Below are 24,812 nucleotides of genomic sequence, written 5' to 3'. Positions count from 1 at the left end.
CCGAGAGGAGTTAGATGTACTCGCTTGTTCAGTCTGCCCGGATCAAGGGCAGTTCAGGGGAGCCAATCCCCAACCTCAGTAAGGTCCTTCAGAAGAAGGGCGTGGACTTCAACCGGGGTGATTTCTCCTTGGTGGTTGCAGGCCCCGGCACAGGGAAGTCCCTGTTCGCGTTGAATTTGGCCCTGGCTGGCTCGCTTCCAGTCATGTACTGGTCTGCGGACTCAAATGCAGCTACCCAGCTTTCCAGGGCAACGGCCATCCTCACCGGAGACAGCATCAAGGATGTTAAGAAGGCTCTCCAAGAAGGGAACTTCAGTGAATACGAACGTGTTCTTGGGGACAGGTGGTGGATCAGGCTGAACTACGAAGCCATGCCCAAGCAAGAGGATATGGAAGCTGATCTAGAGATTTACTACGAGATTTTTGGTTGTTACCCTCATTTGTGTCTTGTGGATAACATCACAAACGTTGACACAGGAGGCGCCAGTGATGCTGAATCCTTCACTTTTGGGCTGGAAGGTATGTGTGAATACCTAAACGATATGGCCCGTCAGACTGAGTCACATGTAATGGCGCTCCATCACGTGATTGGGGAGCATTCGGATGGGCTCAAGCCCATCCCGCTGTCCGGAGTCAAAGGGAAGATTCATCGCGTGCCGGCTCTTATTCTGACAATTCATAGAGAGCCGGATGAGCAGGGGATGAACAAGGTTTTGAACATCTCTCCTGTGAAGGTACGAGACGGGGACTTCGTGGACCCCAGTGGGCAGACCTTTGTGAGCATGGAGCTTGACAGCAACACCCTGCGTCTGAAGGACGTAGAGACACCTATGGGCCCTACCTTCTAGGAGAAGACATGCAGTTCAAGCAGGGCGACGAAGCCATTTGCGCACAGACTGATGGGCTTGTGAAGATCAGGTATGGCCCCTACACATCCACAGCCCTTGGAATGGGTTCGTACCTCGTTGAGTGGCTGGAGGGAGTGGATCAGGGGAAGTGCAGCGTTGTCGGTGTGGAGGACCTGGAGCCGGCACCGCGGTTCAAGGTTGGTCAAAGGGTCATGTTGGGGTTGGGCGATGAGCCACGCAAGGTGGTTGCTGGTCCCTTCAATGACATCGACGGCTCGGATTGGTGGGTTCTTGAGAGCAAGACGGGGCATGCCCCCGTCAACGAAAAGCAGATGTGCTACATCGTGTGACCCACGTCACACCTTCACAAACCCTTCATGGTTGATATGAGATGTGAAGAAGAGTAGGGTGGAGATATGAAGACGAAGAAGAACAGCAAGAAGCAGGGTGTTGGTTTCGGTCTCCAGCTCGACATTCAAGGTGGAGAGGGTGTGCTCCTCGTCCGAGTCCCGAACCCCCGCCGGCTGGACGCCAAGGTTCTGACCCAGGTGCTTATCAAGTACCTCCGCGGTGGCTACAAGACCCTGGTTCTCTCGATGAGCCGGGGAGTTCAGAAGGAACTAGATCTCCGAAACTTCCTGAGCCAGCTTCAGGCTACGGCTGATGAGTCCAAATTCCTTCACCTGGAGACCTCAATCAGACGTCGGACCGCTGCCCCAGGTCTCTTTTTTTAGCCTGAGGGTTGATATGAGATATGAGGTGTGATGGTAACAAAGACAAGGAACTGCACTCGGTGCAAGAAGAACAGAGCTCTCCGGTTTTTCTCCCCGCGGGGCAAGGTCTGCTCTGGGTGTCAGAAGACGGGTCGCTCTAAGGCGACCCATGAGTCTCGGGTCCAGGATACGTACGGATTGAAAGCCGGTGAGTTCGACAAGCTGATGGAAGCTCAAGACGGAAAGTGTGCCGGCTGCGGTCAGCGCAGAAACTACCGACTTGATTGCGACCACGATCATAAGAACGGTTGGCTTCGGGGCGGGCTGTGCCGGGGTTGTAACCGAAAGATCTTGCCCTACGCCAAGGACAGCCCCGCCACGCTAAGGGCCCTGGCTGACTACCTGGAAAACCCAATTGCGGTCCGAGTTCTCGGTATCCGCCTTCACCAAGACTTCCGTTAGGACACAGACTGATGGACACCTTCTCCCCTGCTTTCAACTTCCGTGAGTACGCCGGAAACGTGCACTTCATGAAGCAGCTCCAGCGCGAATATCAGTTCCCGATTGAGGTCTACAAGGAGAACGAGCATGGCAGTCGGACGCTTCTCCGAGTCGAGAACCCCTACTCCTAAGCCTCCGATTGACCTGGTCTTCGAGGAGTTCTACCCCGAGGTAGAGATTCCAGATTACGGAGTCTGGAAGAAGATTCTCTGCCCTCTCCATGTGGAGGAGAGGGCTAGTGCCTCGATCAACCTCGAAGAGAACCGATGGAAGTGTCACGCGTGTGACATCTCTGAAGACTCCATTGATGTGATCCAACGAGTGGAGGGAATTGGCTTCCGTGAAGCGCAAGAGTGGGCAGATGCCCGGTTCGGTGGAGGCAGCGAAGCTCTACCAGAGCCAGTACCAAGCGAGCCCAGCCGAAGCGTATCTAGTCGCCCGCGGTTTTGGGGAGGGGGCCGAGAAGTGGCTCCCAGGGTACGTAGGCGATTCGGTGACAGTGGGGCATGAGCAATATCGAGATCACCTAGTCATCCCGTACCTTCGACCGGCAGGAACCAAGTTCATTGCCACCGTTCGGTTCAGGTGCATTCGAGATGAGTGTGTCAAGGACTCTGATGGTCAGTATCACTTCCTGAAAGGCCAGAAGGAGGAGCACGGCAAGCACGGGAAGTACCAGAGTCTTCCCGCGGACACACCGAGGCTCTACAACACTTCAGCCCTTACCGTTTCCAGCCCCTACATAGCCATCTCAGAGGGCGAGTTCTCTGCCTGGGCTGTAGAGCTGGACGGCATTCCTTCTGTAGCTCTCCAGGGAGTCTCAGCCTGGAAGGACCATTTCGACAGGGCCTTTGCCGGCTACGAGAAGGTGTTCATCCTCGGAGACGGTGATGAGGCAGGCAACAAGCTGAACGCAAAGCTGGCTGGACGACTTCCCAATGGGGTTCCAGTCCAGCTTCCCGATAAGGAAGATCCGGACTCGTTTCGTCGTCAGTACGGCGACGGTTCTATTCGACAACTGCTTGGCCTGGAGGGCTGATGCTCAATATCGGGGACAAGGTCATCACTGAGACCAATGATGAGCTGACTGGGATGACTGGTTTCATTACTGGGCTGTCCCAGAATCAGCCCGCTGCCTACGTCACGATGGAAGAGGACGTTGACAAGAATATCGAATACGACTACTCGATGTTTTTCCTTTTCACAGAGCTTCGGAAGGTGGAGTCAGCATGAGCAACTTTGAGGTCGGGGACCGTGTGGTTGTGGTGAAGAACAACCATCCCGGTCAGACATTCAACAGCTACCTTTTCAATCGCGGGAAGGTCACCCATGTGGCTAAGGCTCACGAATACGAGGTGACTGTCGAGTTGGATGACAAGTGCGTGGGCACCTTTCGATGCTTTGATTCCTCCGAGCTGGAGCTTGAGTGCGTCTACGACGCTCTCTCAGCTCCTCTGGTCGAAGAGAAGTCCTCTGAGGAGTCCTCTTTTTTTGACTCGAAGGTTGATATGACTGATGAATTCGGGGACTGCCCTGGCTTCCCCGAGTGCCCGAGGGAGGGCATCTGCCCTGGTTGTGCTCCAGTCCTTATTGAGGAGGACGTGATCAATCACCCCTCTCACTATGCCGATGGCTGGTCCAACGGTGCAGAGGTCATTGACATCGTAGAGAACCTGAACTTCAACCGCGGTAACGCGGTCAAGTACCTGTCTCGGGCCGGCAAGAAGGGTGGGCCTGAGAAGGAGCTTGAAGACCTTCAAAAGGCTCTCTGGTACGTCACCAGAGAAGTTCAGCGTCTTGGGGGAACCCCCTGATGCCCATTCTGGATCTGTGCTCCGGCGTCGGCCGGCTAGGACTCGCATTTGAGGAACTGACCGGAGACAAGGTGGCTTACGTCGCTGAAGTCGATGAGGCTGCCTCAAAGGTTCTGGCCAAGCGCTTTCCGGGAGTCCCGAATATTGGGGACATCACTAGCTACGACTGGACTCAGCTAGTTGGCAAGGTGAACAAGATCTGTGCTGGCTTTCCTTGCCAGGACATCAGTAACGCTGGACCTCGGGAGGGGATCAAGGGTGAGCGCTCAGGGATTTGGACGAACGTCTGTGAAGCAACTGGGGTACTTCGACCCGACTACCTCTTCTTGGAAAACGTGGCAGCAATCCGCGGAAGGGGACTCTCCGCTGTCTCCGAAGACTTGGCCGAAATCGGGTATGACTTGCTCTGGACAACTCTGGGAGCTTCCGATGTGGAGTTCGCCCACATCCGAAAGCGCTGGTTCGGTCTCGCGGTACCTTCCGACTCCTAAGGCTTCTGATGGTCCCCATGGGGGACCAAATATGCGGAACTCCAAGGGGCAGTACGACGCACTTCCCAGTGCGGTTGTGCATCTGCTTCCGGTTCCCAAGGTCTTGTTCAAGACCCCCACGGCGCAACTTGGGAGGAATGGCGCAGCTCAGCATCCGGCAAAGCGAAAGGCTGGGGGGCACGGGCCGACATTGGATGATGAAGTCTGCTACCTCCTTCCGGAACCAGAAGGGTTGGTTCAGGACTGGGTGGAATACGAGCCAGCCATTCGGAGGCAGGAGGCCCTTATGGGCCGTGAGGCACCGATTCCTACTGAGGTCGGGCCTAAGGGAGGCCGCCGGCTTACCGCTCGATTTGATGAGTGGCTTATGGGCTACGAGGACGGCTGGGTTACAGACGTTGAGGGCCTTAGTCGTTCCGAACAGCTTCACAAGATTGGTAATGGGGTTGTGACTCAGCAGGCAGTAGCGGCTGGCCGCTACCTATTCTCAGAGTTGGCCCATCTGAAGGAGAACGAAGCATGACTGTTGAGCAGAGCAATGGCGTTGCGACGTTTATTCACCCGACCGTGGATGGGGAGATCGTCTTTGACTCCCACGTATCGACCGCGCCGAACCGGATGGTTTCCGGAAAGAGCCTCTATCAGAATCTGACTGTCGATGATGCCAGGGGACTTATTGAGGCTCTGACGAAGTCCGTTGAGGAGATTACTGCATGAAGCTACTTACTCTGGACATCGAGACTTCACCGAACCTGGCCCACGTATGGGGCCTATGGCAGCAGAACGTAGGGCTCTCCCAGCTTCTTGAAAGCGGAGAGGTCATCTCCTTCGCAGCCAAATGGTACGGGGATGACCTTGTCTCCTTCTACAGCTCCTTTCACAACCCCAAGGAACTGATGGTGGAGGTTGCTCACGACCTCCTTGACAAGGCAGACGCTGTTATCCACTTCAACGGGGCTCGGTTCGACATCCCCCACCTGAACCGAGAGTTCATTGAGGCAGGGCTTACACCTCCCTCTCCCTATGCTCAGATCGACCTTCTCAAGGTCGTCAAGAAGAACTTCCGGTTCCCCTCCAACAAGCTGGATTACGTGACCAAGGCTCTTGGCCTGGATCACAAGATTCACAACTCTGGTCATACGCTCTGGGTTAAGTGCATGGCCGGCGACTTCCAGGCATGGGAGGAGATGAAGGCGTACAACATGCAGGACGTTGTGATCACTGAGCAGCTTTACGGCAAGCTGCTTCCTTGGATCACTGGTCACCCTTCGGTCGGCCTTTACGACGGAACTGAGGAAGACGCCTGCACCAACTGTGGGGGCTCCAATCTCCAGAAGCGTGGTTTCGCTGCTACATCGGTCAGCAAGTTCCAGCAGTACCGGTGTAACGACTGTGGTAAGTGGGTCCGCGGAAACAAGCGGCTCTCCAGTGTCGAGATTCAGGGAGTGAAGTAGATGCAGGACATTTGGATGGAAACACAGATCAACCTTGAGGCCCTGGCACAGCACCTTGCCGGTTGTGACAACGCCATTGAGTTCGTACTTTCCCTGGACGCCTACGTGGCAGACATGTCCTTTACTCGTGAACTGATTGAGCGACTTGAGCACGTCGTCATCGAAGAGGAGGGAAGTCTCTGATGCCTAATCGCATTTTTACCGCAGAAGAGCTTGAGGGCTTCGGAGTCCCCTTCGAATGTGACAACAGTGAAGGCACCGCCGAAGAGCTTTCCAACGAGCTATATGACTTCACTCGATGGGCTCACGTCCATGAGTTCGTCTTCCGTGCTCCTGATGACGGTAAGGCCTATCGAGTCCACTACCGGACTGGTGCCACGGAGCACCAGGACCAGGATCTCTGGAACTGGGAGGACCGGATCGAGGGCGTTGAGGTTGAAGAGGTTCAGGTGACCACCACTGCTTGGAAGCCCGTGAAGGAGAAGAGCTGATGGCTGTCTTCCGAAAGAAGCCCGTTGAGATTGAAGCGGTTCAGCTCGGACTTGCCGAGTACGCCGATACCGTAATCCCCTTTCGGCAAGAAGTCCCCCAGTGGCTCAAGGACGCCTTTATCGCCGGCACCGTTACCCCGGAATTCCTAGGCGAGGACTACTGGCGTCTGCGAATTGAGACCCTTGAAGGTCCCATCTATGCATCCCCCGACGACTGGATCATTCGGGGAGTCCAGGGAGAAATTTATCCCTGTAAGCCTGAAATCTTTGAACTGACCTATGAGCGAGTGGAGGGCTAGTGGCTCGAAGAATGGTCGGTGATCATCAGGACGTGTACAGGCTCAAGGTGACAAACGAGGAAGAGGACACATTCTTCTACGGGCCCTTCAACGACATTGGGGCTGCCCGAGGTCAGCGAACCAAGTACGCCAAGGAGTCCTGGAACAAGGAAGTTCAGATTCAGGTTGCCTACACGGAGTGGAGTGATGTTCAGTGACTGAAGAGCAATTCGACTGGGAACCGTTGATCGAGATTGCGGGCAATGTGGCTGTGCGTCTCGCTGAGCACTGGTCCGTCGTAGAGGTTGATGATGTGAAGCAGGAGATCCTTGAACACCTGCTTCGGGAGCGGAAGAGTATTGCTCCTCATGTTCACGATGAGAACTTCATGTACCGGGTCTGCATGGTGGCCGGCAAGCGGTATGCCTCGAAGGAGCGGAACCACTACGACCTGTTGGACGACCAGTACTTCTACACTCCGGAGGAGGTCCGGACTGCTCTCCGGTCCTTCATCTACTCGGACGAGGAGATTGGCCAGGTCATCGGGAAGAAGGATGACCTGACCCGTGCTCGGATCTCAGACAACATCGTGACTGCTAGGACTGATGCCTCCAAGGCTATTCCTAAGCTCTCCCAGGGCTATCAGGAGGCCGTACAGAGGGTTTTCATCTACGGGCTTCCCCCGAAGGACGACACCGAGCACAGGGCGGCTTACAGGGCCGTTGATTCCCTTACCCAGATCATGAACCGCAACATCCGGACTGGACGGTAGAGCTGTGGCTTTTAAGAGGATCACAACCACACTGGTTATCGAGATTGACGAGATCGATTTCTCGTCCGAGTACGAGTCAGATCCCGGGCAGGTTCTGTATTGGGCCCTGGAGCACGGAGACGCTGGGGGGTCATTTGACTCACAGTATGTGCCCGGCACTGTGAAGGTTGAAGACATTGAGGAGAATGCATGACAGACTTTAAGAACGAGACTTCGAAGGTTGTCTTTGAAAGGACGTATTCTAGGACTAAAGCAGATGGCACATCTGAAGTTTGGGCTGAGACTGTGGAGCGTGTGGTGAAGGGGAACCTGGGTCTGGTTGACCCGCGGTACATCGAGGAGGGCGAGCGAGAGGCCCTGATCGAGATGATTGAGTCCTTCAAGATCCTGCCTGCTGGTCGGCATCTGAAGTCCTCTGGGGTCAACGACTTTGCCCTGAACAACTGTTGGGCTGCCGGCTGGGACAGCTCGAAGCCAGAAGAGCACTTCACCTTCACTCTCCTCCGCCTTGCGGAGGGGGGTGGGGTGGGTACCAACTACAGCTCTCGGTACCTGGAGGACTTCCCTCCTGTCCAGGTACCTGTGAACGTCCACATCGTCTGTGATCCTGCTCATCCGGACTACGAAGAGATGGTGGATAACTGCCTCATCTCCACGGAGTACAGCCACACTTGGGCCGGGGCCTACCCGGTAGAGGACAGCCGAGAGGGTTGGGCCGCGGCTCTTGGTGACCTGATTCGTACGGCTCATGACCCGAAGACTCGTCATACCCAGAGGGTCTACGACGTGAGCCGGGTTCGCTGTAAGGGCTCTCCTCTGAAGACCTTTGGGGGAACTGCTTCGGGGCCTGAGCCCTTCGCAGAGATGATGCAGGAGGTTGGAGCTGTTCTCACCCTTGTCTTCTATGGGGGTAATGAGCATGATGTCATGGCCTCCATTAGTGGCCTTGCGGCTATGGATATTGACCACGCCATCGCTAAGGCGATCGTGGCCGGCGGTGTTCGTCGTTCCGCTCGCATGTCCATCATGCGTTGGGATGATCCTCTGATCTTCGAGTTCATCAATATCAAGAAGAATGGTGGTCATTGGACCACCAACATCTCTGTTGAGGTGAACCAGGAGTTCTTTGACTTTCTCCAGGATGCGAAGGACATGGGAGATGAGGCATACGAGTACAGCACTCGTGCTGCTGAAGTCCTCCAGGCAATCGCTGAAGGGATGCTCCGGAACGGAGAGCCTGGAGTCTGGAACTCCGCGCTGACCGCGGAGGGGGAGGTGGATGGGACCTTCACCACGAACCCCTGTGGTGAGGCAACACTGACTCCCTGGGAGCCCTGCAACCTTGGCTCGGTCAACCTTGGTGCCTTCGTTGACTCAGAGGGAACAGCAGACTATGAAGGTTTGGAGGAGGCCCATCGCCTGATCACCCGATACCTGATTCGAGCCACCTTTGCTGAGGTGGCTGACGGTAAGTCGGCTGATGCCATCTACCGTTACCGTCGTATCGGTGTTGGGCACCTCGGGTTTGCTGACTGGCTCTACAAGCAGGCAATCAAGTACACGGATGCTTCTACAAACGGCTACGTAGGGTCCATGCTCATTGACTGGGCTGACGCCGTAGACGAGGCAGCGGCCGAGTATGCCAATCAGCTTCGCATCCCTGTCCCGATCAAGAAGAGGGTGATTGCCCCTACTGGGACGACGTCCAAGTTGGCTGGGGTCAGTGGAGAGGCAGTTCATGCCCCCTTCGCTGACTACTTCATCCGTCGCATCCGCTTCTCTGATCTGGAGCCGTCTGAGATTGCTCAGGTGGAGGAGTACCGCCGGCAGGGCTATCGAGTGGAGCCCTGCCAGTCCGCAGCGAACACCTCTGTGGTGGAGATCCCTACGAAGGACAGCCTTCTTGATGAGCTGGAGTATCCCGAGTACTTCCAGCATGCAGGGGATCTGACGATCCGAGACATGCTCAACGTCCAGAAGATGTACCAGGAGTACTGGGCTGACCAGGCCGTGAGCTACACGGCCAACGTGGAAGCAGGGAAGTACACCGCGGAGGAGCTTGCCAGCCTCCTGGCCGAGGACCTGCCTGACCTCAAGGGAGTGACTTGTTTCCCCGAGATGTCCATGGCTCAGAGTCCCTACGAGCGCATCTCCAAGGAGGAGTACGCGGCTCGGGCCGCGGAGGTGGGCATCGAGGTGACCGACACAGGGTTCGATGAGGTCTGCGCCTCAGGCGCCTGCCCCGTGTGACTCTCTTGCTGCCTTCATGGTTGACATGAGATACGGAAGCTGACACACTGATACTAGGAAGCAGGGGGAGGGCTTCACGGCCCTCCTCCTTCTAGGAGGACTTTATGAATGACTTTGACCCTAACTCCCCGTGGGGAGAGCGATCTCCCTGGGATATTGCCCAACCTGAGCCGACCGCACCGGAGGTGCCTGTGACCAACCAGCCTAACGCTGTTGCTACTTCTCCCAACCCCTTCAAGATTGGCTTCACCCTTAAGTCTGCGACTGGCCATGATTCCGAGTGGCTGACTCCCGCTGTCTATGGTTCTACGGCAGAGGAGACTGCTCAGCGAGGCAAGGATCTCCTCCTTGCAATGAAGGCTCAGGGGCTCATTGAGTTTACCTCTCAGGCTGCCAAGTACTTCCGGGATCAGCGTCCTACCGGTACTCCAACGCAGGCTCCGCCGGCTGCTGCCCAGCCTTCCTTCCAGGATGGTCAGGTCCAGTGGAACCAGCAGGCTCCTCAGGCACCGTTTGGTGGGGGCGGGGACTCTTGTACTCACGGCCGAACCCATCGAGACGGCACTAACGCCAAGGGTCCCTGGGCTGCGAAGTTCTGCAACGAGCGAAACAAGCAGGCGCAGTGCCCGCCGCTATGGCGTCAGAAGGACGGCTCTTTCGCCTGATCTCTTTTTTTGCCTGAATGGTTGATATGAGATATGGGGGCCGGTAACACGGCCGGCCCCCTGACTGACTGGAGTCTCAATGGGGATCACACAGCTCGACGTTCTGAAGCCAGGGATTGACAAGATGGATCTGAAGGATTTGCGCACTTCCATTCTGGTGGAGATGAAGAACAAGCCCGTCTTCTCTCCGGAGGTCTCGGAGTACCTGCTTCAGACCTACACCGACAAGCTTGCGGAGCTGTATTTCTGATGCTGCTGCTGACTGAGCAACAGAAGGATCTTTTCAGGGAGATGGACATCGATCATCTCAAAAGCTGGATCGTAGCTGAGATGTGGAACAACAAGGCCAACTTCCTTACAACCGCTGACTATGAGTGGATCGCTGAAGAGCTGATTGAGAAGGCGGTAAATCTGTGAACGTTGACGTTCTGGCTGCAACTTATCTCTACCCGGGAACGCTGGAGTCTGCCTATGACTACAGCCCCTATAACGAAGGGGAAGTGCACTGGGAGAACTGGCCTGGTGATGCAGATGCTCTTGCAGAGGCAGCCGGCCGACTCTGCTACAAGTCCTTCAACCGGCCTAACCCCGATACGGCTCGGAACGAGGACTATCTGAAGAACATCATCGATCAGGGGCACTTCAGTGTCCTAGAGCATTCCTCGGTGACGTTCCTTGTCCGCGGTGTCTCTCGCTCTCTTCTGGCTGAGCTGACTCGACACCGCCACCTCTCCTTCTCGGTGGTCTCTCAGCGGTACGTGGACTACTCGAAGACTGAGCCGGTCATTCCTCCTGCGCTTGAGGGCTATGAACTCACAATTGGAATGACGTATACCCAAGCCATTGAGGCATATGAAGCCCTCGTAAACGTCCTCCTGGAGGAGGGGCTTACTCGAAAGCAGGCTCGTGAGGCTGCCAGGGCTGTTCTCCCGAATGCTGCCCCTGTGGACATGGTGGTTACCGGAAACCTGAGGGCCTGGCGAGATGTGCTCGGGAAGCGTTGGCATGTAGCTGCTGACGTAGAGATCTGTCGTCTCGCCGGCCTGGTCCTCAGTCACCTTCGAGACATCGCACCGAATTCCGTTCAGGATATTCCGGATGAGCCCTATGGGAGTGAGCCCAAGTGAGACGAGTCCCAGCACTTGCAGTTGGAGTCATTCTCCTCGGAAGCCTCGCTGTCGGATGTGGGGATGACAGGAAGTGCCTGGACCACGACACCCAAGTTGTCAGCACCATGACTTACGTCAATGGCAAGGCAGTTCCTGGGACGACAGTGATTACCACGTGCACGGAATACGAAGAGCCCTATGGGAGCAAGAAGTGATTTCAGACCACCAGTTGATTCATGTCGGAATCAATCTAGCTTTCCTCTGTCTTGGTCTCGCAATAGGCCTTTGCATCGCATGAACTGCCCCGGCCACTGCTGGATCTCAACCTGGATAGCAGGCAAGTTCGTTCTGAAGTGCATCAACTGCCCAACGATCAAGGAGTAGAAGTGCTGAAGGTCGGAGACAAGATCCGGATTCTTGAGCAGGATCACAACGACGCTGATGTTGACTCCGGAGAGATTCTTCGTGTTTCTGCCATCGCTGGAGAGGATGGATGTTTCGGAGCACTCCAGGAGCATGAAGCAGATGATGAGTTCCCGTGGGAATTCCACCTTCTTGAAGAGGGAACCGGCTGGGAGAAGTGGGAGGAGACGAAGTGATTATCCGAGGTACAGCAACAGACGGTGCTGTCATCGAGCCCTCAACTTCCCTCTGGAGCCATGACCCTAAGGATCCTTGGGCTGTAGTAGTCCGGTTCACTGAGCACGAAGTCACTTGGAATCTCTCCCTGGATCTCTTGCTGGACGCGTTTGCGTCTCCGCCTGGAACAAGGTTTGGCTCAGGGGACTTTGGGGTTGAACTTGATGGTGATTCTGCCCTTCTTTACCTGAAGGGCGAATGGGGGTCTGCAACGATGAAGTTCCCTTCGAAGGAGATCCAGGAGTTCCTGAATCAGATCGATGACCAGGACTCTGAAGAGTTTGTTGCACAGGAGCTTGAAAACTTCCTGGAGGCGCTGTAATGGTCGGAGTTTCGGATTACGTCAGGAAGCGCTTTGAAGAGCGCATCTGGGATTCTCCGATCGGAGAGTTCCTTCGGACGCTCGAAGAGCCTGAGGGAGACAGGCTGGTAAACAATCTCGTTGAGGGTCTTCTGACCGAGATTGGATTCTAGTGAACTACACCGAGAAGTACGAGCTTCGTAAGATCGGAAAGTCAGGGCTCGTGACAGTCCTAGTGGAGTTCTACGAGGAGAAGTGGGCGCTGGAGCGCCTGGAGCTGGAATCCCGTAAGGGCTCTGGCGTCTGGCGTGTGGTCCGGGTCATGGAAGTAACCGTGGCGAGTGTCATCAAGGCGTAGCCAAATTCAACAGAGGAGGTCTTCCGGATGAAGATCCTGAGAGCAGATGTGAAGGGCCCAATCACTATCCACGTGGTGGAGTCCGAAGAAGACCTCCTTGGCTTCCGGGACTTCGTCCTTGCTAACCCTCACATGGGGTTCGATACCGAGACGACTGGGTTGGACTGGTGGAACCCTGGAAACGGCTTTCACTGCCGGCTAGCTCAGTTCGGTAACTGGGACACAGCTTGGGTTCTCCCCGTAGAGCGGGGAGAGGTCTTCAAGAAGGCCACCAAGTGGGCACTGGAGACAGCTAAGAGGCTGTCAGCACAGAACCGCGGGTTCGACATCCACACGGTTGAGGAAGACCTTGGAGTCGATCCCTTCCCTCTGGTCCAGAAGACCTGGGACACCAAGATCCTTGCCCATCTTGTGGATGGGAGGGCAGTCAAGGAGGGAGGAGTTGGGCTCAAGCTCGAAGAGCTGGTTCCTCACTACATCGACGCTGACACAGGTGCCAAGGTCAAGAAGTCCATGACCGAGATAGCCCAGGACATGAACCGGCAGAAGAAGGTGGCCGGCTACTCGTACAAAGACAAGGACAAGCAGCTACACAGAGTTCTTCTTGAGGACGAACCCAGTATCACCCCCGAGGACTTGAAGGCTCGGGGGTTTTCTTATGTCCGGGAGTTCAAGGAGCCTATTCACGGCAAGGTCAACAAGGACAACGTGTGGAAGAAGGTCCCTCTAGATCATGAGGGCTACCTCCTCTATGCGGGTATGGATCCGATCTTCGCCTTCCGACTGACGAAGATTCTCTTCCCTCTCATTCCGCGGAGGTCACTGCACTACGGCCTCATCGGCTGGGAACACCGGCTCAACTGGGTTACCTACCAGATGGAGCGGACTGGGTACCTGGTGGATGAGAAGTACACCAGGGGCCGTATCAAGGAGTTGGAGGCTGAAGAGGTCCGTCTCCTGGAGATTATCCAGGGGTATGGCGTCGAGTCTCCAGGGTCCAATGAGCAGTTGGTGGAAGCCCTTCAGGGCTTCGGAGTCAAGCTGAAGGAGAAGACGGCTCCCACAGAGAGACACCCAGAAGGTCAGTACCGGATGGATGAAGCGATTCTCTCATCCATTGAACACCCTCTGGCCCAAGCAGTCCTGGACTACAAGTCCGCTTCCAAGAAGCGGTCCAACTGGTTCGAGAAGGCTTTGAACTACCGGGACAAGAATGGTCGTGTGCATGTAAGCATCAATTCTCTCCATGCCAGGACATCCCGGATGTCCATTACCGGGGCTATCCCGGCTCAAACTCTGCCGGCTGGTACTGGGTACGTCCGGCACTGCTTCTTGGCGGAGGAAGGTCACGTCACCGCCACAGTGGACTACAAGTCCATGGAGCTGATGTTCCTTGCAGCAGAGTCGGGAGACCGACGAATGTTGAAGGCGTACAACGAGGCCGAGGATCTTCATGACATCACGGCCCTTGGTGCGTTCGGCCCGATGGGTTGGAGCCCCGAGGACGGAGGACACCACCCCAAGAGGAAGGCAGGTAAGGGCACCAATTACACGGTCTGCTTTGGCGGGGGGTGGAACGCTGTCTCTACTCAGTGGGACATCGCTGAAGACGATGCCAAGGCTGCTGTAAAGGCGTTCTGGGAGACCTATCCGGCTACAAAGGTGCTGTCTAACAAGTTTAGTGATGAGGCTCGTAAGAACGGCTTCATCTACACGGCCACTGGCCGGCGCATCCTCACGGACGAGAAGCGCCCTTACGCAGGCATGAACTACCGTATCCAAGGCACCTGCCGAGACATCACGGCTCGGGCCCTGATTGAGCTGGACAAGGCTGGATTCACTCCGTACATGAGGCTTCCAGTCCACGATGAAATCGTGTTCAGCTTTCCGAAGCAGCGAGCGGAGGAGCTGACCAAGCAGGCAGCTCAGATTATGCAGTTCAAGTACAAGGGACTCCTCATCCCTGCTGACGGAGAAATCGGTGAGCAGAGCTGGGGGAGTGTCATTGATCAAGAAGGGTCAAAGCACTGATGGATGACGAGAAGTACAACGAACAGTTCGATGAACTGACCGCGGATCTGTCCGCGGAACGCACACTTGGTCAGATCGCAGACCGAGCTGAGACTACCCGGATGATTACCCTCCACGCAGCAGGCATCTATCGGCAGTCCCGCAAGGCCGGCCTTCCTCGGAAGTTTTCCCTTCAGATTGCCCAGACCTTCTGGACTTCCGAAATGGCACTGATCACTGTTCTCGTAATTGACGATGAAGGGCTCTGATGAACGACGACTTCGAGTGGTGGATTGTTGAGCAGTACGTAGACCTTGGCAATGAGACCTTCTGGCATGAGAAGGCCCGTCTTCTCCGAAGAGTTTCTGATCAGGAGACCATGGCGAGAAACGCTCACAAGGTTGGGGAGCGGGATGTCCTCAAGCACGGAGGGCGATACCGAATCCGAGTTGTCAAGGAAGAGACTGTCTACGACTCGGAGGAGATCAGTGTCTGATGGAAGGCCTGACTGGAACCTCTATTTCCTGGGCATCGCTGACGCAGTGGCAGCGCGAGGTGATTGTCTCCGTTGCCGGGTTGGAGCCGTACTCGTTGGCCAGGACAGGCGTATTCGGTCCACGGGCTACAACGGTTCTTATCCGGGAGGCCCGTCTTGCCTCGCTGGTGAATGCCGGCGGTGTGCGTCGGAAGTCCCGTCAGGGACGGGCTATGAGGACTGTATTGAAGTCCACGCCGAGGCGAACGCTCTCCTATACGCGTCCTGGGAGGACTGCCAGGGTGCAACACTCTTTGTGACACGAGAGCCCTGCAAGGACTGTGCCAAGCTCATCAAGGCTGCTGGAATCCGCTGCGTTATAACTCCGGAAGGACTGTTCTGATGTACGTAAAGTACCGAATCAAAAAGGGGGCGGAAGAGTGGCTGCTTTACGCTCCTCTCGACACCAAGCCACTGGCCTTCGGTTCGTTTGATTACTGCGTATTTGTGATGAACCACTCTCTCAAGCTTGACCGGATGAGCAGCCTGAAGCGTTGGAGGGATGGTTGATGTTCACAGTCATCGTGACTGGAAGTCGGGATTACCAGGACTGGGAAAAGGTTTGGAAGGAGTTAGAGAGCCTTCTCTTCGAGCACGGTTCTCTTCTTATCCGGCATGGGGGTTGTCCCACAGGAGCAGACCGCCACGCGGAAGAATGGTACCTCTACCAATACGGCTGGTCCGCCGTAGACAGGAAAGCTCATAGGGCTAACTGGGATCTACACGGTAAGGCTGCTGGACCTATCCGGAACCGAGAGATGGCTCAGGCCGGCGCAGACCTCTGCTTGGCCTTCCCTCTCGGGGAGTCCCGGGGCACCTGGAACTGTGTCAACGAGTGCAAGAAGGCTGGTATCCCTGTGAAGGTGATTGAGTGATGGCAAGCAAATGGGTTGTCTGCAACAGCATTGCGGAGAAGGACGACGATGCAGACCCCAAGTACCCCTGGTATCCCTACCTTTTTGACTCCGGGGGTGTGAGCCTAGGGCAATTCGATACTTACTTTCAGACTGAAGAAGAGTGCCGGGATTTCATCAACACGTACATCCTCGGAGCAACCCTGGAGGAACTGTGAGATACGGAAGCTTTGAGTACTACGAGGACCGGGCTAGCTACTGGCACAAGCAATACAGTGATGCCGCCAGGAAAGCTGACTCCGCTATCGCTGAGGCCAAGAAGTCCAAGGAACGTGAGCTGACAGCTATTCGGATGATGCTGAAGCTCAAGCCCTTCGAGAAGGCTATTGAAGAGATCTCCGAGGCTGAACAGGAATCTGAAGACTACGTGGAATTCGGCAACAGAGTCATCCGAGTACTGAGGAGCCTGGGTTATGAGTGTGAGTGATCGAGAAGAGCGAGTTGAGGAGTACTACCACCAAAGTGCCCGGGAGCTTGCTGAGCAGATCGTAGACCTCGAAGACGGCATCAAGACCTTCATTGAGTTGGACGATGCCCGTCTGAAGGAGATTGAAAAGCTAAAGAAGGCAGTCAAGATGGGTCTGACTCTCATCACGCCTCTTCAGGAAGCCTTGAGCAAGGCTATTGAGCTTGACCCGAGCCGGCTGGAGTCGGCTCTCCGGATGTACGTGGCCGAGCTGGACTACGACATCCACAAGGGTATTGAGAACGGTGAGGAAGACGGACTGGACCACTACCCGGAGGAAGTTGACTACTTCCTCCGGTGCTGGGAAACGGCAGGAGAGGGCTGATGGCTGCATATCGAGACCAGGACAACTCTATTTGGGTCACGGGGACCTCTGATCACGTTCTTTACTGCCTCATTGAGCCTGGATATGAAGATGGCGAGGACTATTCCGTAGGTCTCGCCCTGGGTTTTACCGAGGTAAACGACGCGTACGGACCTCTGACTGAGGTCACTGCTACTGGCTGGGAAGAGGTCCGATGAAGCTTCGAGTGCACTACAGGTATGGGGACAGGATTAGGAAGGCTACCTCTTCTGGAAATCCTTTCTCCACAGAAAGGCTCAACTCCTGGAGTCAGACCGTTTCAGATGTCCGCAGGTCTGACGGAATGGTCTTCTTTGAGGGATTCAAGCCTTCTGATTTCGCTGTTCCTGCCCAGGAAATTGTTCTGATGGAGTTGATCGACTGATGAACTACCGAGTTGTTCAGACCGTAGAGGCTTTCAAGTATCCCAAGGGGACCGTCTGGGGCCCCTACACCAAGAAGGAAGACGCTGAGAAGCGTGTGGAGACTCTGGAGTCCTTTAAGGGCTCTGGTCTCGTCGATGAGGGTGAGTTCGGTGAGCCGTGTTCCGCGGTTCGGCCGGCCTACGAGGACGGGACGGAGGAGGTCTGATGGTACTTGTGTCTGAGTCAGGAGACTTCCTTGTTCAGGATGGAAAGGTGCTTGAAGCTGTTGAGGTCAACCTTTTCGACGTGGACAGCGAGTACATGAACTGGACCGTGTGGACCGAGCGAACAGAAGAGGAGCGCTACTGATGAAGCTTCGTAAGGTTGCTGGTGTTGCTCTGCTGTCTCTGCTTCCTATCGGCTGGATTGCCCTGGCCATCGACTCAGTAGGAGTCCTGGGGACTCTCGCCATCTCAGGCATTGTTGTACTCATCTTTGCCATCATCTTCACGTCCCTATGGCTGATTGAGGGTGACCGATGAGGCTTCGAGACTGTGACGGGGATATCTGGGAGGAAGACGGAGAGGGAGGCTGGGAGCACAACTCTGACAGCCTTATCGACTGCGGACGTTCTCCTGATAGGGAGACACTGGAACTGGTATGGGGACCACTGAGTGAGGTGGATGAGTGAAGGTCTTCGTATACCGCGTTGATGCTGATGGAACTAAGACTCTGTTGCGTGTGAAGTAGGCAAGAGAAAGCCCCCTCTCCCGAAAGGGAGAGGGGGTTCATTGCGCTCTCAGACCCTCTTACCCCCGAAGAAGTCCTTCCGGACAACCAGGCGTTGTTTGACGTCCTCAGGAACGTTGAGGTCTGCATGGTCATCGAAGATGACGAAGGTGATCCCGCTTCGGGTCAAGTCCTCCTCCATCTTGGCTAGACCATGCTTCTCCCAATGCTCCCGGTAGGTGACTCCCTGAGATTCATAGGTCCACCGGTCTTCTACAGCCTCAGGAGCGATGGCAGCTAGTTGCCGGCCAAGAGATGCCAATGTCTCCTTGGCCTTGGTCTCGATGAACCCCCCATCCCGGTAGGAGCCTCCCGGCTCCAGCTCGGACATGTAGTGACTGATCTGCTCCTCCAGCCTGATCTTGTGAGCCAAGCTTTCGTCTCCGCGGGTGTACCTCCTGTGTACGACCTCGTACTCCCCGATCTCCTCCAGGACAGTATTCTTGAGGAGGTCATAGACCTCCTGGGGGTTGTCAAACGCTTTGATCCCACAGGATCCCCCTGAGACGTAGGAGGAGCACCGCAACCGGGTAGCCCTCATAATTTCACCACTAGCTCTTGTCCACACCTTCTGTGTGTCGTACCAGTTACTTCCACAGACGCCACACTTCATGATTCCCAGGAAGGGTGTCCTGTTGTTGAGCTGTCGAACCTCCTTGTTGGCCCTGGCAGCAAGGATCCTCTGTAGGTTGTCGAACTCCTCCTTGGTGAAGATGCCTTCCGAGATCTTGAGGGGTTCCCCATTTGTGTTGTACGCGATGAGGGAGGGCAGGCCCTGCTTCAGCCCTTTGGGGCGGTAAACCCTGTAGCCCATGAGGGCAGGGTTGATGAGGATGACTTTGAGGTTGCCCGAACCCCACTTACCCTTGTTGGGAGGGAGAATGCCCGCTCGGGTCAATAGTCGGCAGGCACGATAGAGAGAGACCCCACGGATTACCATGGAGTAGACCCATCGAAGGGCACGAGCCTTCTCCTGGTCAATGACCAGTTCCTTGGTCCCATCCCCCTTGTCTACCGACTTGTAGCCGTAGACAGGCTTCCCGATGACCCATCGCTTTTCCGCGGTACGAGCGAACTTCCACAGGGACTCAATCCGGACGCCTGTGTTGGCGGCCTCGATGCGGGCCATACCCGCAATGATCGTGACCATGAACTGACCGAACTCTGTACTCAGGTCAATCGGGTCATTCTTCGCAGCAAGGGTCTTCGAGTACTCCTTGCACCACTCGATCATCAAGTGGAGATCTGAGATCCTTCGGACGAAGCGGTCAAGCTTCCAGAACAGGATCTCGTCGAACTCTGGGGCTCTGTTGGTGATCCACTCCCCAAGCTGTGGCCTCTTCCAGGGCGGGACCTTGGTAGCCGAGACTCCAAGGTCTCGTGCGATGCCCACGACCCGTGACTCCCTCTCTACAGCCATCCGTACAAGGTCCAGCTCCTGCCTGATGGGGGAGGTGGTCTCTTCGGTCAGGATGGACAGGCGGATGGACAGCAGGACCCTTGTAGCAGTCAGGGGCAGGGCAACCATCCGTTCCTGTAGGTCTGCCAACTCCCTTCGTTCCGCGGGGGACCAACCCATCTCGTCTAGCAGGTCCGCCGGCCAGAGGTCTTCAAACGTTGCGGTCATGGCTATAGGGTAGTTGCTGTAGTTGTGTGTGTACAACTACCTGAACAGGGAACATGCGGCCAAAGGTGAGTAGTTGACCGAACCCGCCGAACCCGCCGAACCCCCAGGGAAGCCGCTGTCCGCATGCCGGGACGGCGGCTTTCTCCGTTCGCGAAATTTCAACAAAGTGTTGACGTCGTGTTGCGGAGGGCGTTAGCTATCCGCAGCCCGAACAACGCACAGCGAAAAACAGCCACGGAGGCTCCCGTGACTTCGAGCTCCACACCGGGCCTCACCCGGTTCAACACCCTGGCGGACGGCGAGGCCACCCCCGCACTGCACGAGGTCTGTGCCAGTGCGGCCTGGGGAGAGACCGTCCTCGCCGGCCGTCCGTACGCCACCGAGGAAGCCCTGCTCTCCGCGAGCGACGCCGCCATGGCCGAGCTCACCGCGGAGGACCTGGCCGAGGCGATGGCGGGCCACCCGCCGATCGGGCGTCCGATCCCCGGTGACCCGACCTCCTCCCGCGAGCAGCGGGGGATGGCCGGCGCCTCCGAGGAGCTCAAGACCGAGATGCTCGAACTGAACCTGGCCTACCAGGAGCGGTTCGGACATGTCTTCCTGATCTGTGCCACCGGCGCCACCGGTGAGCAGATGCGCGACGCGGTGAAGTCCCGGATCGGGAACTCGCCCGAGCAGGAGCAGGAGATCGTGCGCACCGAACTGGGCAAGATCAACCGCATCCGGCTGACCCGTCTCGTACGGGAGACCCTCGCAGAGGAAGCTCCCGTGCAGGACTCTTGAGATCTAGGAGGGTGACGGTCTTGAGTACCGACACGACCGCATCGGTGTCCACGCACATCCTGGACACCAGCACAGGCCGCCCCGCAGCGTCCGTCGCCGTCTCGCTCGCCGCCCGCAGCGGCGGCGACTCGCCGTACGTGACGCTCGGAGCCTCCGCGACCGATGCGGACGGGCGCTGCAAGGACCTGCCGGCGCTGCCGGAAGGCACGACCCACGTGCGTCTCGCATTCGATACCGAGACGTATTTTTCCAAGAAGCAAGCCGAGGCGCAGCAGGACGCCCCCCGCGTAAGGGACAGCGGCGCGTTCTTCCCGGAGGTGACCATCGCGTTCGCGGTCGTCCCGGGCGAGCACTATCACGTACCGCTGCTGCTCAACCCGTTCGGCTACTCCGTTTACCGAGGGAGCTAGCACCGACATGCCCACGATTCTCGGCCAGAACCAGTACGGCAAAGCAGAGAACCGCGTCGTGAAGATCACGCGGGACGGCGACACCCACCACATCAAGGACCTGAACGTCTCGGTCGCCCTCTCCGGCGACATGGACGATGTGCACTACTCCGGCTCCAACGCCAACGTCCTGCCGACCGACACCACCAAGAACACGGTGTACGCGTTCGCCAAGGAGCACGGGATCGAGTCCGCCGAGCAGTTCGGCATCCACCTCGCCCGGCACTTCGTCTCCTCGCAGGAGCCGATCCACCGCGCCCGGATCCGGATCGAGGAGTACAGCTGGGAGCGCATCGCGACCTCCGACGGCAACTCCAGGTTCATCGGCGCCGACGAGGTCAGGCACTCCTTCGTCCGCAAGGGCCAGGAGACCCGCGTCTCCCAGATCACCTACGACGGTGAGGGATGGGAGGTCATCTCGGGCCTCAAGGACCTGACGGTGATGAACTCGACCAACTCCGAGTTCTGGGGTTACGTCAAGGACAAGTACACGACGCTGAAGGAGGCGTACGACCGCATCCTGGCGACCGACGTCTCCGCCCGCTGGCGGTACAACTGGACCAGCGACGAGCAGCGCATGCCGAACTGGGAGAAGTCCTACGAGCAGGCGCGCAAGCACATGCTCCACGCCTTCGCCGAGACGTACTCGCTCTCTCTCCAGCAGACCCTTTACCAGATGGGTTCGCGCATCATCAACAGCCGCAGCGAGATCGACGAGATCCGCTTCTCGCTGCCGAACAACCACCACTTCCTGGTGGACCTCGAACCGTTCGGCCTCAAGAACGACAACGAGGTCTACTTCGCGGCGGACCGGCCCTACGGCCTGATCGAGGCCACCGTGCTCCGGGACGGCGTCGAGCCGAAGATCCCGGTCGACATGACCAACCTCTGACGCGGCACTGAACGCGCCCCCGTCCGCCCGCAGTCGGGCGGGGGCCGGTCATCCCGGAGGAAACACCCATGGCACAGCCTGCAACGGGGCCGGCCGAAAGCCCGTGCAAAGCCCCGAAAACCCTTACCGGCACGGCAGTTCACCCGGTCGACGAGAAGCTTCCTCCCGCCCGGCTCGTTCCCGCCGCGCTCCAGCACATCGCCGCCATGTACGCGGGCGTCGTCACCCCTCCGCTGATCATCGGCCAGGCCGTCGGCCTGGACACCGCCGGCATGACCCGGCTCATCGCCGCCGGCCTCCTGATCGCCGGGCTCGCCACCATCCTCCAGACCGTGGGCATCGGCACGTTCGCCGGGAACCGGCTGCCGTTCGTCAACGCGGCCTCCTCCGCCGGTATCGCGCCCATGCTCGCCATTGCCGAGACCAGCGCGCCCGGACACCAACTTCCCGCGATCTACGGGGCGGTGCTCGTCGCCGGGGTCTTCTGTCTGACGGTCGGGCCGTTCTTCGGCCGGCTCCTGCGCTTCTTCCCGCCGCTGGTCACCGGGGTGGTCATCACCCTCATCGGCGTCACCCTCATGCCCGTGCCGGTCGCCTGGGCCCAGGGCGGCGACACCACCGCCGCCGACTTCGGCGCCATGAGATATCTGGCACTGGCCGCCTTCACCCTCGTCGTCATCCTGCTCATCCAGCGCTTCGGCCGTGGCTTCCTCAAGCAAGTCGCGCTGCTCATGGGCATGTTCGTCGGCACGCTGGCGGCGATCCCGTTCGGACTCGCCGACTTCTCCGCGCTGAAGGCCGCACCGCTCGCCGCCCTGCCGACCCCCTTCGCCTTCGGTGCGCCGGAGTTCCACCCCGCCGCGATCCTCTCCCTCTGCATCGTCATGCTCGTCCTGATGACGGAGTCCTCGGCCGGCATGCTGGCCCTCGGCGAGATCTGCGACCGCCGAACCGACGGCCGTACGATCACCCGCGGCCTGCGTACGGACGGCATCGCCACCCTCCTCGGCCCGGTCTTCGGCTCCTTCCCGACCAGCGCCTTCGCGCAGAACGTCGGCGTCGTCTCCCTGACCCGGGTACGCAGCCGGTACGTCGTCGCGGCGGCGGGCGGCGCCCTGCTGATCCTCGGCGCCTTCCCGGTGCTGGGGGCGGTCGTCTCGCTCGTCCCGATGCCCGTCCTCGGCGGTGCCGGCATCGTCCTCTTCGGCTCCATCGCGGTCAGCGGCATCCGTACGCTCTCCGAGGCCGGACTGGACGACAGCTCCAACATCATCCTGGTCGCGGTGGCGCTCGGCGCGGGCATCATCCCGCTCGCCGCGCCCACCTTCTACGCCGGATTCCCGGCCTGGGCGCAGACCGTCCTCGGCTCCGGGATCAGTGCGGGAGCACTGGTCGCGGTCGTGCTCAACCTGTTCTTCCACCATCTCGGCACCCACAGCCGCCCCGCTGTGGCACTCAAATCCTCCTAGGGTCCTGCCGTGCCCGCATCGCCACAGAGAGAAGAAGGAAGCACCATGGCAGCTTCGGCAGACCCTCAGCGCATCATCATCGAGAACTGTTCGATCGCCACCGTCGACGCCCACGACACGGAGTACGCCTCCGGGTACATCGTCGTGGCGGACAACCGCATCGAGTCCGTCGGCGCCGGCCAGGCACCGGAGGGCCTCACCGGCGTCGTCCGGCGCATCGACGCCACCGGACACCTCGCGACACCCGGCCTGGTCAACACCCACCACCACTTCTACCAGTGGATCACCCGGGGCCTGGCCACCGACCACAACCTCTTCAACTGGCTGGTCGCCCTCTACCCGACCTGGGCGCGCATCGACGAGCCGATGGCCCGCGCCGCCGCGCAGGGCTCCCTCGCCATGATGGCCCGCGGCGGCGTCACCACCGCCATGGACCACCACTACGTCTTCCCGAAGGGCTCCGGCGACCTGTCCGGTGCCATCATCGGGGCCGCCCGCGAGATGGGCGTACGCTTCACCCTCGCCCGCGGGTCCATGGACCGCAGCGAGAAGGACGGCGGCCTGCCCCCGGACTTCGCCGTCGAGACTCTCGAAGGCGCGCTCGCCGCCACCGAGGCCACCATCGACGCCCACCACGACGCCTCCTTCGACTCCATGACCCAGGTCGCCGTCGCCCCCTGCTCGCCGTTCTCCGTCTCCACCGAACTGATGCGCCAGGGAGCCGGGTTGGCTCGTCGCAGAGGCGTACGGCTGCACACCCACGGGTCCGAGACCGTCGAGGAGGAGCAGTTCTGCAAGGAACTGTTCGGGATGGGCCCGACCGACTACTTCGAGTCGACCGGCTGGCTCGGCGACGACGTGTGGATGGCGCACTGCGTCCACATGAACGACTCCGACATCGCCGCCTTCGCCCGTACGGGAACCGGCGTCGCCCACTGCCCGTCCTCCAACGCCCGCCTCGCCGCGGGGATCGCCCGGGTCCCCGACATGCTCGCCGCCGGTGTCCCGGTCGGCCTCGGCGTGGACGGCACCGCCTCCAACGAGTCCGGCGAGCTCCACACCGAGCTGCGCAACGCTCTGCTCATCAACCGCCTCGGCGCCCACCGCGAGGCCGCCCTCAACGCCCGTCAGGCCCTGCGCCTCGGGACCTTCGGCGGAGCCCAGGTACTGGGCCGCGCCGACCAGATCGGCTCCCTGGAGGCCGGCAAGCTCGCCGACCTCGTCCTGTGGAAGCTGGACACCCTGGCCCACTCCTCGATCGCCGACCCGGTGACCGCGCTGGTCTTCGGCGCGGCCGCCCCGGTGACCCTCTCCCTCGTCGACGGCAAGCCGGTCGTCGAGGGCAGCCACCTCACCACGGTGGACGAGGACGCCATCGCCCGCGTCACCCGCGACGAGGCCCGCCGCCTCGCGCAGATCGCCGCCGGAGCCTGACTCCTGCGGTATCCCCGACCGGCCGGTCGAGGGGGACGGCCCGAGACCGGCC

The 24,812-nt window shown here is 58.4% G+C and carries 40 protein-coding genes and 1 pseudogene; 40 read left to right on the top strand and 1 reads right to left on the bottom strand.

Annotated elements, in window-relative coordinates:
* The first annotated feature begins 14 nt into the window (after positions 1-14).
* From ABZ154_RS09210 to ABZ154_RS09040, 35 genes and pseudogenes are all read left to right on the top strand, one after another.
* Complete coding sequence (locus tag ABZ154_RS09210; RefSeq protein ID WP_356830548.1) at positions 15-848, top strand: AAA family ATPase; 834 nt, start codon at positions 15-17, stop codon at positions 846-848.
* Between the two features lie 8 nt (positions 849-856).
* A complete protein-coding gene (locus tag ABZ154_RS09205; protein WP_356830546.1) occupies positions 857-1,198 on the top strand; it encodes a hypothetical protein in 342 nt (113 codons plus the stop codon).
* A 66-nt stretch (positions 1,199-1,264) separates the two neighbouring features.
* Positions 1,265-1,582 carry a hypothetical protein gene (locus ABZ154_RS09200; RefSeq protein ID WP_356830544.1) on the top strand — a complete coding sequence of 106 codons (318 nt, stop codon included), beginning with the start codon at positions 1,265-1,267 and terminating at the stop codon, positions 1,580-1,582.
* Between the two features lie 30 nt (positions 1,583-1,612).
* Positions 1,613-2,023, top strand: coding sequence for an endonuclease domain-containing protein (locus ABZ154_RS09195; RefSeq protein WP_356830759.1), 411 nt, complete (start codon positions 1,613-1,615; stop codon positions 2,021-2,023).
* A 126-nt stretch (positions 2,024-2,149) separates the two neighbouring features.
* Positions 2,150-2,356, top strand: a pseudogene (locus ABZ154_RS09190) (hypothetical protein); the annotation flags it as partial.
* A 46-nt stretch (positions 2,357-2,402) separates the two neighbouring features.
* The gene (locus ABZ154_RS09185) at positions 2,403-3,101 is read left to right on the top strand and encodes a toprim domain-containing protein (protein ID WP_356830543.1); all 699 of its coding nucleotides are present in this window, start codon (positions 2,403-2,405) and stop codon (positions 3,099-3,101) included.
* Positions 3,101-3,295 carry a hypothetical protein gene (locus ABZ154_RS09180; protein WP_356830541.1) on the top strand — a complete coding sequence of 65 codons (195 nt, stop codon included), beginning with the start codon at positions 3,101-3,103 and terminating at the stop codon, positions 3,293-3,295. The genes ABZ154_RS09185 and ABZ154_RS09180 overlap by 1 nt, the downstream gene beginning before the upstream one ends.
* Positions 3,292-3,876, top strand: coding sequence for a DUF3310 domain-containing protein (locus ABZ154_RS09175; protein ID WP_356830539.1), 585 nt, complete (start codon positions 3,292-3,294; stop codon positions 3,874-3,876). The genes ABZ154_RS09180 and ABZ154_RS09175 overlap by 4 nt, the downstream gene beginning before the upstream one ends.
* Positions 3,876-4,367 (top strand): DNA cytosine methyltransferase, encoded by a 492-nt coding sequence (locus tag ABZ154_RS09170; protein ID WP_356830537.1) that lies wholly within the window; start codon positions 3,876-3,878, stop codon positions 4,365-4,367. Before ABZ154_RS09175 ends, ABZ154_RS09170 begins: the two co-directional genes overlap by 1 nt.
* Positions 4,368-4,886: 519 nt before the next feature.
* Positions 4,887-5,084, top strand: a complete 198-nt coding sequence (locus ABZ154_RS09165) for a hypothetical protein (protein ID WP_356830535.1) — start codon at positions 4,887-4,889, stop codon at positions 5,082-5,084.
* Positions 5,081-5,821: a ribonuclease H-like domain-containing protein gene (locus ABZ154_RS09160; protein WP_356830533.1), complete on the top strand. Its 741-nt coding sequence runs from the start codon at positions 5,081-5,083 to the stop codon at positions 5,819-5,821. The genes ABZ154_RS09165 and ABZ154_RS09160 overlap by 4 nt, the downstream gene beginning before the upstream one ends.
* A gap of 15 nt (positions 5,822-5,836) precedes the next feature.
* Positions 5,837-6,004 (top strand): hypothetical protein, encoded by a 168-nt coding sequence (locus ABZ154_RS09155; protein WP_356830531.1) that lies wholly within the window; start codon positions 5,837-5,839, stop codon positions 6,002-6,004.
* Entirely contained in the window at positions 6,004-6,312 is a 309-nt protein-coding gene (locus ABZ154_RS09150) for a hypothetical protein (protein ID WP_356830529.1), read from the top strand. Before ABZ154_RS09155 ends, ABZ154_RS09150 begins: the two co-directional genes overlap by 1 nt.
* Positions 6,312-6,611 (top strand): hypothetical protein, encoded by a 300-nt coding sequence (locus ABZ154_RS09145; protein ID WP_356830527.1) that lies wholly within the window; start codon positions 6,312-6,314, stop codon positions 6,609-6,611. Before ABZ154_RS09150 ends, ABZ154_RS09145 begins: the two co-directional genes overlap by 1 nt.
* Before the next feature lie 32 nt (positions 6,612-6,643).
* On the top strand, positions 6,644-6,808 hold the full coding sequence (locus tag ABZ154_RS09140; protein WP_356830525.1) for a hypothetical protein: 165 nt from the start codon (positions 6,644-6,646) through the stop codon (positions 6,806-6,808).
* Entirely contained in the window at positions 6,805-7,362 is a 558-nt protein-coding gene (locus ABZ154_RS09135; protein ID WP_356830523.1) for a hypothetical protein, read from the top strand. Before ABZ154_RS09140 ends, ABZ154_RS09135 begins: the two co-directional genes overlap by 4 nt.
* A 189-nt stretch (positions 7,363-7,551) precedes the next feature.
* Positions 7,552-9,612: a ribonucleoside-triphosphate reductase, adenosylcobalamin-dependent gene (gene nrdJ, locus ABZ154_RS09130; protein WP_356830521.1), complete on the top strand. Its 2,061-nt coding sequence runs from the start codon at positions 7,552-7,554 to the stop codon at positions 9,610-9,612.
* Positions 9,613-10,356: 744 nt separating this feature from the next.
* Entirely contained in the window at positions 10,357-10,527 is a 171-nt protein-coding gene (locus ABZ154_RS09125) for a hypothetical protein (protein ID WP_356830520.1), read from the top strand.
* The gene (locus ABZ154_RS09120) at positions 10,527-10,694 is read left to right on the top strand and encodes a hypothetical protein (RefSeq protein ID WP_356830518.1); all 168 of its coding nucleotides are present in this window, start codon (positions 10,527-10,529) and stop codon (positions 10,692-10,694) included. Before ABZ154_RS09125 ends, ABZ154_RS09120 begins: the two co-directional genes overlap by 1 nt.
* Positions 10,691-11,404, top strand: coding sequence for an FAD-dependent thymidylate synthase (gene thyX, locus ABZ154_RS09115; RefSeq protein ID WP_356830516.1), 714 nt, complete (start codon positions 10,691-10,693; stop codon positions 11,402-11,404). The genes ABZ154_RS09120 and thyX overlap by 4 nt, the downstream gene beginning before the upstream one ends.
* Positions 11,405-11,772: 368 nt before the next feature.
* The gene (locus ABZ154_RS09110) at positions 11,773-11,985 is read left to right on the top strand and encodes a hypothetical protein (protein WP_356830515.1); all 213 of its coding nucleotides are present in this window, start codon (positions 11,773-11,775) and stop codon (positions 11,983-11,985) included.
* Positions 11,982-12,347, top strand: a complete 366-nt coding sequence (locus tag ABZ154_RS09105) for an SsgA family sporulation/cell division regulator (protein WP_356830513.1) — start codon at positions 11,982-11,984, stop codon at positions 12,345-12,347. Before ABZ154_RS09110 ends, ABZ154_RS09105 begins: the two co-directional genes overlap by 4 nt.
* Before the next feature lie 202 nt (positions 12,348-12,549).
* Positions 12,550-12,684 carry a hypothetical protein gene (locus ABZ154_RS09100; protein WP_356830511.1) on the top strand — a complete coding sequence of 45 codons (135 nt, stop codon included), beginning with the start codon at positions 12,550-12,552 and terminating at the stop codon, positions 12,682-12,684.
* A 27-nt stretch (positions 12,685-12,711) separates the two neighbouring features.
* Positions 12,712-14,715, top strand: a complete 2,004-nt coding sequence (locus ABZ154_RS09095; protein ID WP_356830510.1) for a DNA polymerase — start codon at positions 12,712-12,714, stop codon at positions 14,713-14,715.
* Entirely contained in the window at positions 14,715-14,963 is a 249-nt protein-coding gene (locus ABZ154_RS09090; RefSeq protein WP_356830508.1) for a hypothetical protein, read from the top strand. The genes ABZ154_RS09095 and ABZ154_RS09090 overlap by 1 nt, the downstream gene beginning before the upstream one ends.
* Positions 14,963-15,190 carry a hypothetical protein gene (locus ABZ154_RS09085; RefSeq protein ID WP_356830771.1) on the top strand — a complete coding sequence of 76 codons (228 nt, stop codon included), beginning with the start codon at positions 14,963-14,965 and terminating at the stop codon, positions 15,188-15,190. The genes ABZ154_RS09090 and ABZ154_RS09085 overlap by 1 nt, the downstream gene beginning before the upstream one ends.
* Entirely contained in the window at positions 15,108-15,572 is a 465-nt protein-coding gene (locus ABZ154_RS09080; protein WP_356830757.1) for a deaminase, read from the top strand. Before ABZ154_RS09085 ends, ABZ154_RS09080 begins: the two co-directional genes overlap by 83 nt.
* Complete coding sequence (locus ABZ154_RS09075) at positions 15,572-15,739, top strand: hypothetical protein (protein WP_356830506.1); 168 nt, start codon at positions 15,572-15,574, stop codon at positions 15,737-15,739. The genes ABZ154_RS09080 and ABZ154_RS09075 overlap by 1 nt, the downstream gene beginning before the upstream one ends.
* The gene (locus tag ABZ154_RS09070) at positions 15,739-16,104 is read left to right on the top strand and encodes a DUF2493 domain-containing protein (RefSeq protein ID WP_356830504.1); all 366 of its coding nucleotides are present in this window, start codon (positions 15,739-15,741) and stop codon (positions 16,102-16,104) included. Before ABZ154_RS09075 ends, ABZ154_RS09070 begins: the two co-directional genes overlap by 1 nt.
* A complete protein-coding gene (locus ABZ154_RS09065; protein WP_356830502.1) occupies positions 16,104-16,301 on the top strand; it encodes a hypothetical protein in 198 nt (65 codons plus the stop codon). Before ABZ154_RS09070 ends, ABZ154_RS09065 begins: the two co-directional genes overlap by 1 nt.
* Positions 16,298-16,570, top strand: coding sequence for a hypothetical protein (locus tag ABZ154_RS09060; protein WP_356830500.1), 273 nt, complete (start codon positions 16,298-16,300; stop codon positions 16,568-16,570). Before ABZ154_RS09065 ends, ABZ154_RS09060 begins: the two co-directional genes overlap by 4 nt.
* Positions 16,557-16,934 carry a hypothetical protein gene (locus ABZ154_RS09055; protein WP_356830498.1) on the top strand — a complete coding sequence of 126 codons (378 nt, stop codon included), beginning with the start codon at positions 16,557-16,559 and terminating at the stop codon, positions 16,932-16,934. Before ABZ154_RS09060 ends, ABZ154_RS09055 begins: the two co-directional genes overlap by 14 nt.
* Before the next feature lie 193 nt (positions 16,935-17,127).
* Positions 17,128-17,337, top strand: coding sequence for a hypothetical protein (locus tag ABZ154_RS09050; RefSeq protein WP_356830496.1), 210 nt, complete (start codon positions 17,128-17,130; stop codon positions 17,335-17,337).
* Positions 17,337-17,543, top strand: a complete 207-nt coding sequence (locus ABZ154_RS09045) for a hypothetical protein (RefSeq protein WP_356830494.1) — start codon at positions 17,337-17,339, stop codon at positions 17,541-17,543. Before ABZ154_RS09050 ends, ABZ154_RS09045 begins: the two co-directional genes overlap by 1 nt.
* A 142-nt stretch (positions 17,544-17,685) precedes the next feature.
* Entirely contained in the window at positions 17,686-17,859 is a 174-nt protein-coding gene (locus ABZ154_RS09040) for a hypothetical protein (RefSeq protein WP_356830492.1), read from the top strand.
* A 257-nt stretch (positions 17,860-18,116) separates the two neighbouring features.
* Here ABZ154_RS09040 and ABZ154_RS09035 read toward each other — a convergent pair whose 3' ends face one another.
* Positions 18,117-19,733, bottom strand: a complete 1,617-nt coding sequence (locus ABZ154_RS09035) for a recombinase family protein (RefSeq protein ID WP_356830490.1) — start codon at positions 19,731-19,733, stop codon at positions 18,117-18,119.
* A 246-nt stretch (positions 19,734-19,979) separates the two neighbouring features.
* Here ABZ154_RS09035 and uraD point away from each other — a divergent pair, with 246 nt between their 5' ends.
* The 5 genes from uraD to ABZ154_RS09010 all read left to right on the top strand — a co-directional run bounded on the left by uraD (position 19,980) and on the right by ABZ154_RS09010 (position 24,760).
* Positions 19,980-20,516: a 2-oxo-4-hydroxy-4-carboxy-5-ureidoimidazoline decarboxylase gene (uraD, locus tag ABZ154_RS09030; protein WP_356830488.1), complete on the top strand. Its 537-nt coding sequence runs from the start codon at positions 19,980-19,982 to the stop codon at positions 20,514-20,516.
* Between the two features lie 20 nt (positions 20,517-20,536).
* Positions 20,537-20,926: a hydroxyisourate hydrolase gene (gene uraH / locus ABZ154_RS09025; protein ID WP_356830486.1), complete on the top strand. Its 390-nt coding sequence runs from the start codon at positions 20,537-20,539 to the stop codon at positions 20,924-20,926.
* Positions 20,927-20,933: 7 nt separating this feature from the next.
* Positions 20,934-21,857, top strand: coding sequence for a factor-independent urate hydroxylase (pucL, locus tag ABZ154_RS09020; protein ID WP_356830484.1), 924 nt, complete (start codon positions 20,934-20,936; stop codon positions 21,855-21,857).
* Between the two features lie 68 nt (positions 21,858-21,925).
* Positions 21,926-23,326 (top strand): nucleobase:cation symporter-2 family protein, encoded by a 1,401-nt coding sequence (locus tag ABZ154_RS09015; RefSeq protein ID WP_356830482.1) that lies wholly within the window; start codon positions 21,926-21,928, stop codon positions 23,324-23,326.
* Positions 23,327-23,371: 45 nt separating this feature from the next.
* Complete coding sequence (locus tag ABZ154_RS09010) at positions 23,372-24,760, top strand: 8-oxoguanine deaminase (protein WP_356830481.1); 1,389 nt, start codon at positions 23,372-23,374, stop codon at positions 24,758-24,760.
* Positions 24,761-24,812 lie beyond the last annotated feature (52 nt).

The organism is Streptomyces sp. NPDC006261 (assembly GCF_040613515.1).
Classification (GTDB): Bacteria; Actinomycetota; Actinomycetes; order Streptomycetales; family Streptomycetaceae; genus Streptomyces.
This window is presented reverse-complemented; position numbering and strand designations above follow the sequence as displayed.

Coding starts and splice junctions, on each gene's coding strand:
- ABZ154_RS09175 (WP_356830539.1), top strand. CDS start 3,292: ATGAGCAACTTTGAGGTCGGGGACCGTGTGGTTGTGGTGAAGAACAAC.
- ABZ154_RS09180 (WP_356830541.1), top strand. CDS start 3,101: ATGCTCAATATCGGGGACAAGGTCATCACTGAGACCAATGATGAGCTG.
- ABZ154_RS09050 (WP_356830496.1), top strand. CDS start 17,128: ATGAAGCTTCGAGTGCACTACAGGTATGGGGACAGGATTAGGAAGGCT.
- ABZ154_RS09095 (WP_356830510.1), top strand. CDS start 12,712: ATGAAGATCCTGAGAGCAGATGTGAAGGGCCCAATCACTATCCACGTG.
- ABZ154_RS09010 (WP_356830481.1), top strand. CDS start 23,372: ATGGCAGCTTCGGCAGACCCTCAGCGCATCATCATCGAGAACTGTTCG.
- ABZ154_RS09035 (WP_356830490.1), bottom strand. CDS start 19,733: ATGACCGCAACGTTTGAAGACCTCTGGCCGGCGGACCTGCTAGACGAG.
- ABZ154_RS09125 (WP_356830520.1), top strand. CDS start 10,357: ATGGGGATCACACAGCTCGACGTTCTGAAGCCAGGGATTGACAAGATG.
- ABZ154_RS09075 (WP_356830506.1), top strand. CDS start 15,572: ATGTACGTAAAGTACCGAATCAAAAAGGGGGCGGAAGAGTGGCTGCTT.
- ABZ154_RS09090 (WP_356830508.1), top strand. CDS start 14,715: ATGGATGACGAGAAGTACAACGAACAGTTCGATGAACTGACCGCGGAT.
- ABZ154_RS09150 (WP_356830529.1), top strand. CDS start 6,004: ATGCCTAATCGCATTTTTACCGCAGAAGAGCTTGAGGGCTTCGGAGTC.
- ABZ154_RS09210 (WP_356830548.1), top strand. CDS start 15: ATGTACTCGCTTGTTCAGTCTGCCCGGATCAAGGGCAGTTCAGGGGAG.
- ABZ154_RS09145 (WP_356830527.1), top strand. CDS start 6,312: ATGGCTGTCTTCCGAAAGAAGCCCGTTGAGATTGAAGCGGTTCAGCTC.
- ABZ154_RS09165 (WP_356830535.1), top strand. CDS start 4,887: ATGACTGTTGAGCAGAGCAATGGCGTTGCGACGTTTATTCACCCGACC.
- ABZ154_RS09045 (WP_356830494.1), top strand. CDS start 17,337: ATGAACTACCGAGTTGTTCAGACCGTAGAGGCTTTCAAGTATCCCAAG.
- ABZ154_RS09085 (WP_356830771.1), top strand. CDS start 14,963: ATGAACGACGACTTCGAGTGGTGGATTGTTGAGCAGTACGTAGACCTT.
- ABZ154_RS09205 (WP_356830546.1), top strand. CDS start 857: ATGCAGTTCAAGCAGGGCGACGAAGCCATTTGCGCACAGACTGATGGG.
- ABZ154_RS09070 (WP_356830504.1), top strand. CDS start 15,739: ATGTTCACAGTCATCGTGACTGGAAGTCGGGATTACCAGGACTGGGAA.
- nrdJ (WP_356830521.1), top strand. CDS start 7,552: ATGACAGACTTTAAGAACGAGACTTCGAAGGTTGTCTTTGAAAGGACG.
- ABZ154_RS09170 (WP_356830537.1), top strand. CDS start 3,876: ATGCCCATTCTGGATCTGTGCTCCGGCGTCGGCCGGCTAGGACTCGCA.
- ABZ154_RS09200 (WP_356830544.1), top strand. CDS start 1,265: ATGAAGACGAAGAAGAACAGCAAGAAGCAGGGTGTTGGTTTCGGTCTC.
- ABZ154_RS09015 (WP_356830482.1), top strand. CDS start 21,926: ATGGCACAGCCTGCAACGGGGCCGGCCGAAAGCCCGTGCAAAGCCCCG.
- ABZ154_RS09055 (WP_356830498.1), top strand. CDS start 16,557: ATGAGTGTGAGTGATCGAGAAGAGCGAGTTGAGGAGTACTACCACCAA.
- pucL (WP_356830484.1), top strand. CDS start 20,934: ATGCCCACGATTCTCGGCCAGAACCAGTACGGCAAAGCAGAGAACCGC.
- ABZ154_RS09040 (WP_356830492.1), top strand. CDS start 17,686: ATGAAGCTTCGTAAGGTTGCTGGTGTTGCTCTGCTGTCTCTGCTTCCT.
- ABZ154_RS09065 (WP_356830502.1), top strand. CDS start 16,104: ATGGCAAGCAAATGGGTTGTCTGCAACAGCATTGCGGAGAAGGACGAC.
- ABZ154_RS09080 (WP_356830757.1), top strand. CDS start 15,108: ATGTCCTCAAGCACGGAGGGCGATACCGAATCCGAGTTGTCAAGGAAG.
- ABZ154_RS09195 (WP_356830759.1), top strand. CDS start 1,613: ATGGTAACAAAGACAAGGAACTGCACTCGGTGCAAGAAGAACAGAGCT.
- ABZ154_RS09160 (WP_356830533.1), top strand. CDS start 5,081: ATGAAGCTACTTACTCTGGACATCGAGACTTCACCGAACCTGGCCCAC.
- ABZ154_RS09120 (WP_356830518.1), top strand. CDS start 10,527: ATGCTGCTGCTGACTGAGCAACAGAAGGATCTTTTCAGGGAGATGGAC.
- ABZ154_RS09155 (WP_356830531.1), top strand. CDS start 5,837: ATGGAAACACAGATCAACCTTGAGGCCCTGGCACAGCACCTTGCCGGT.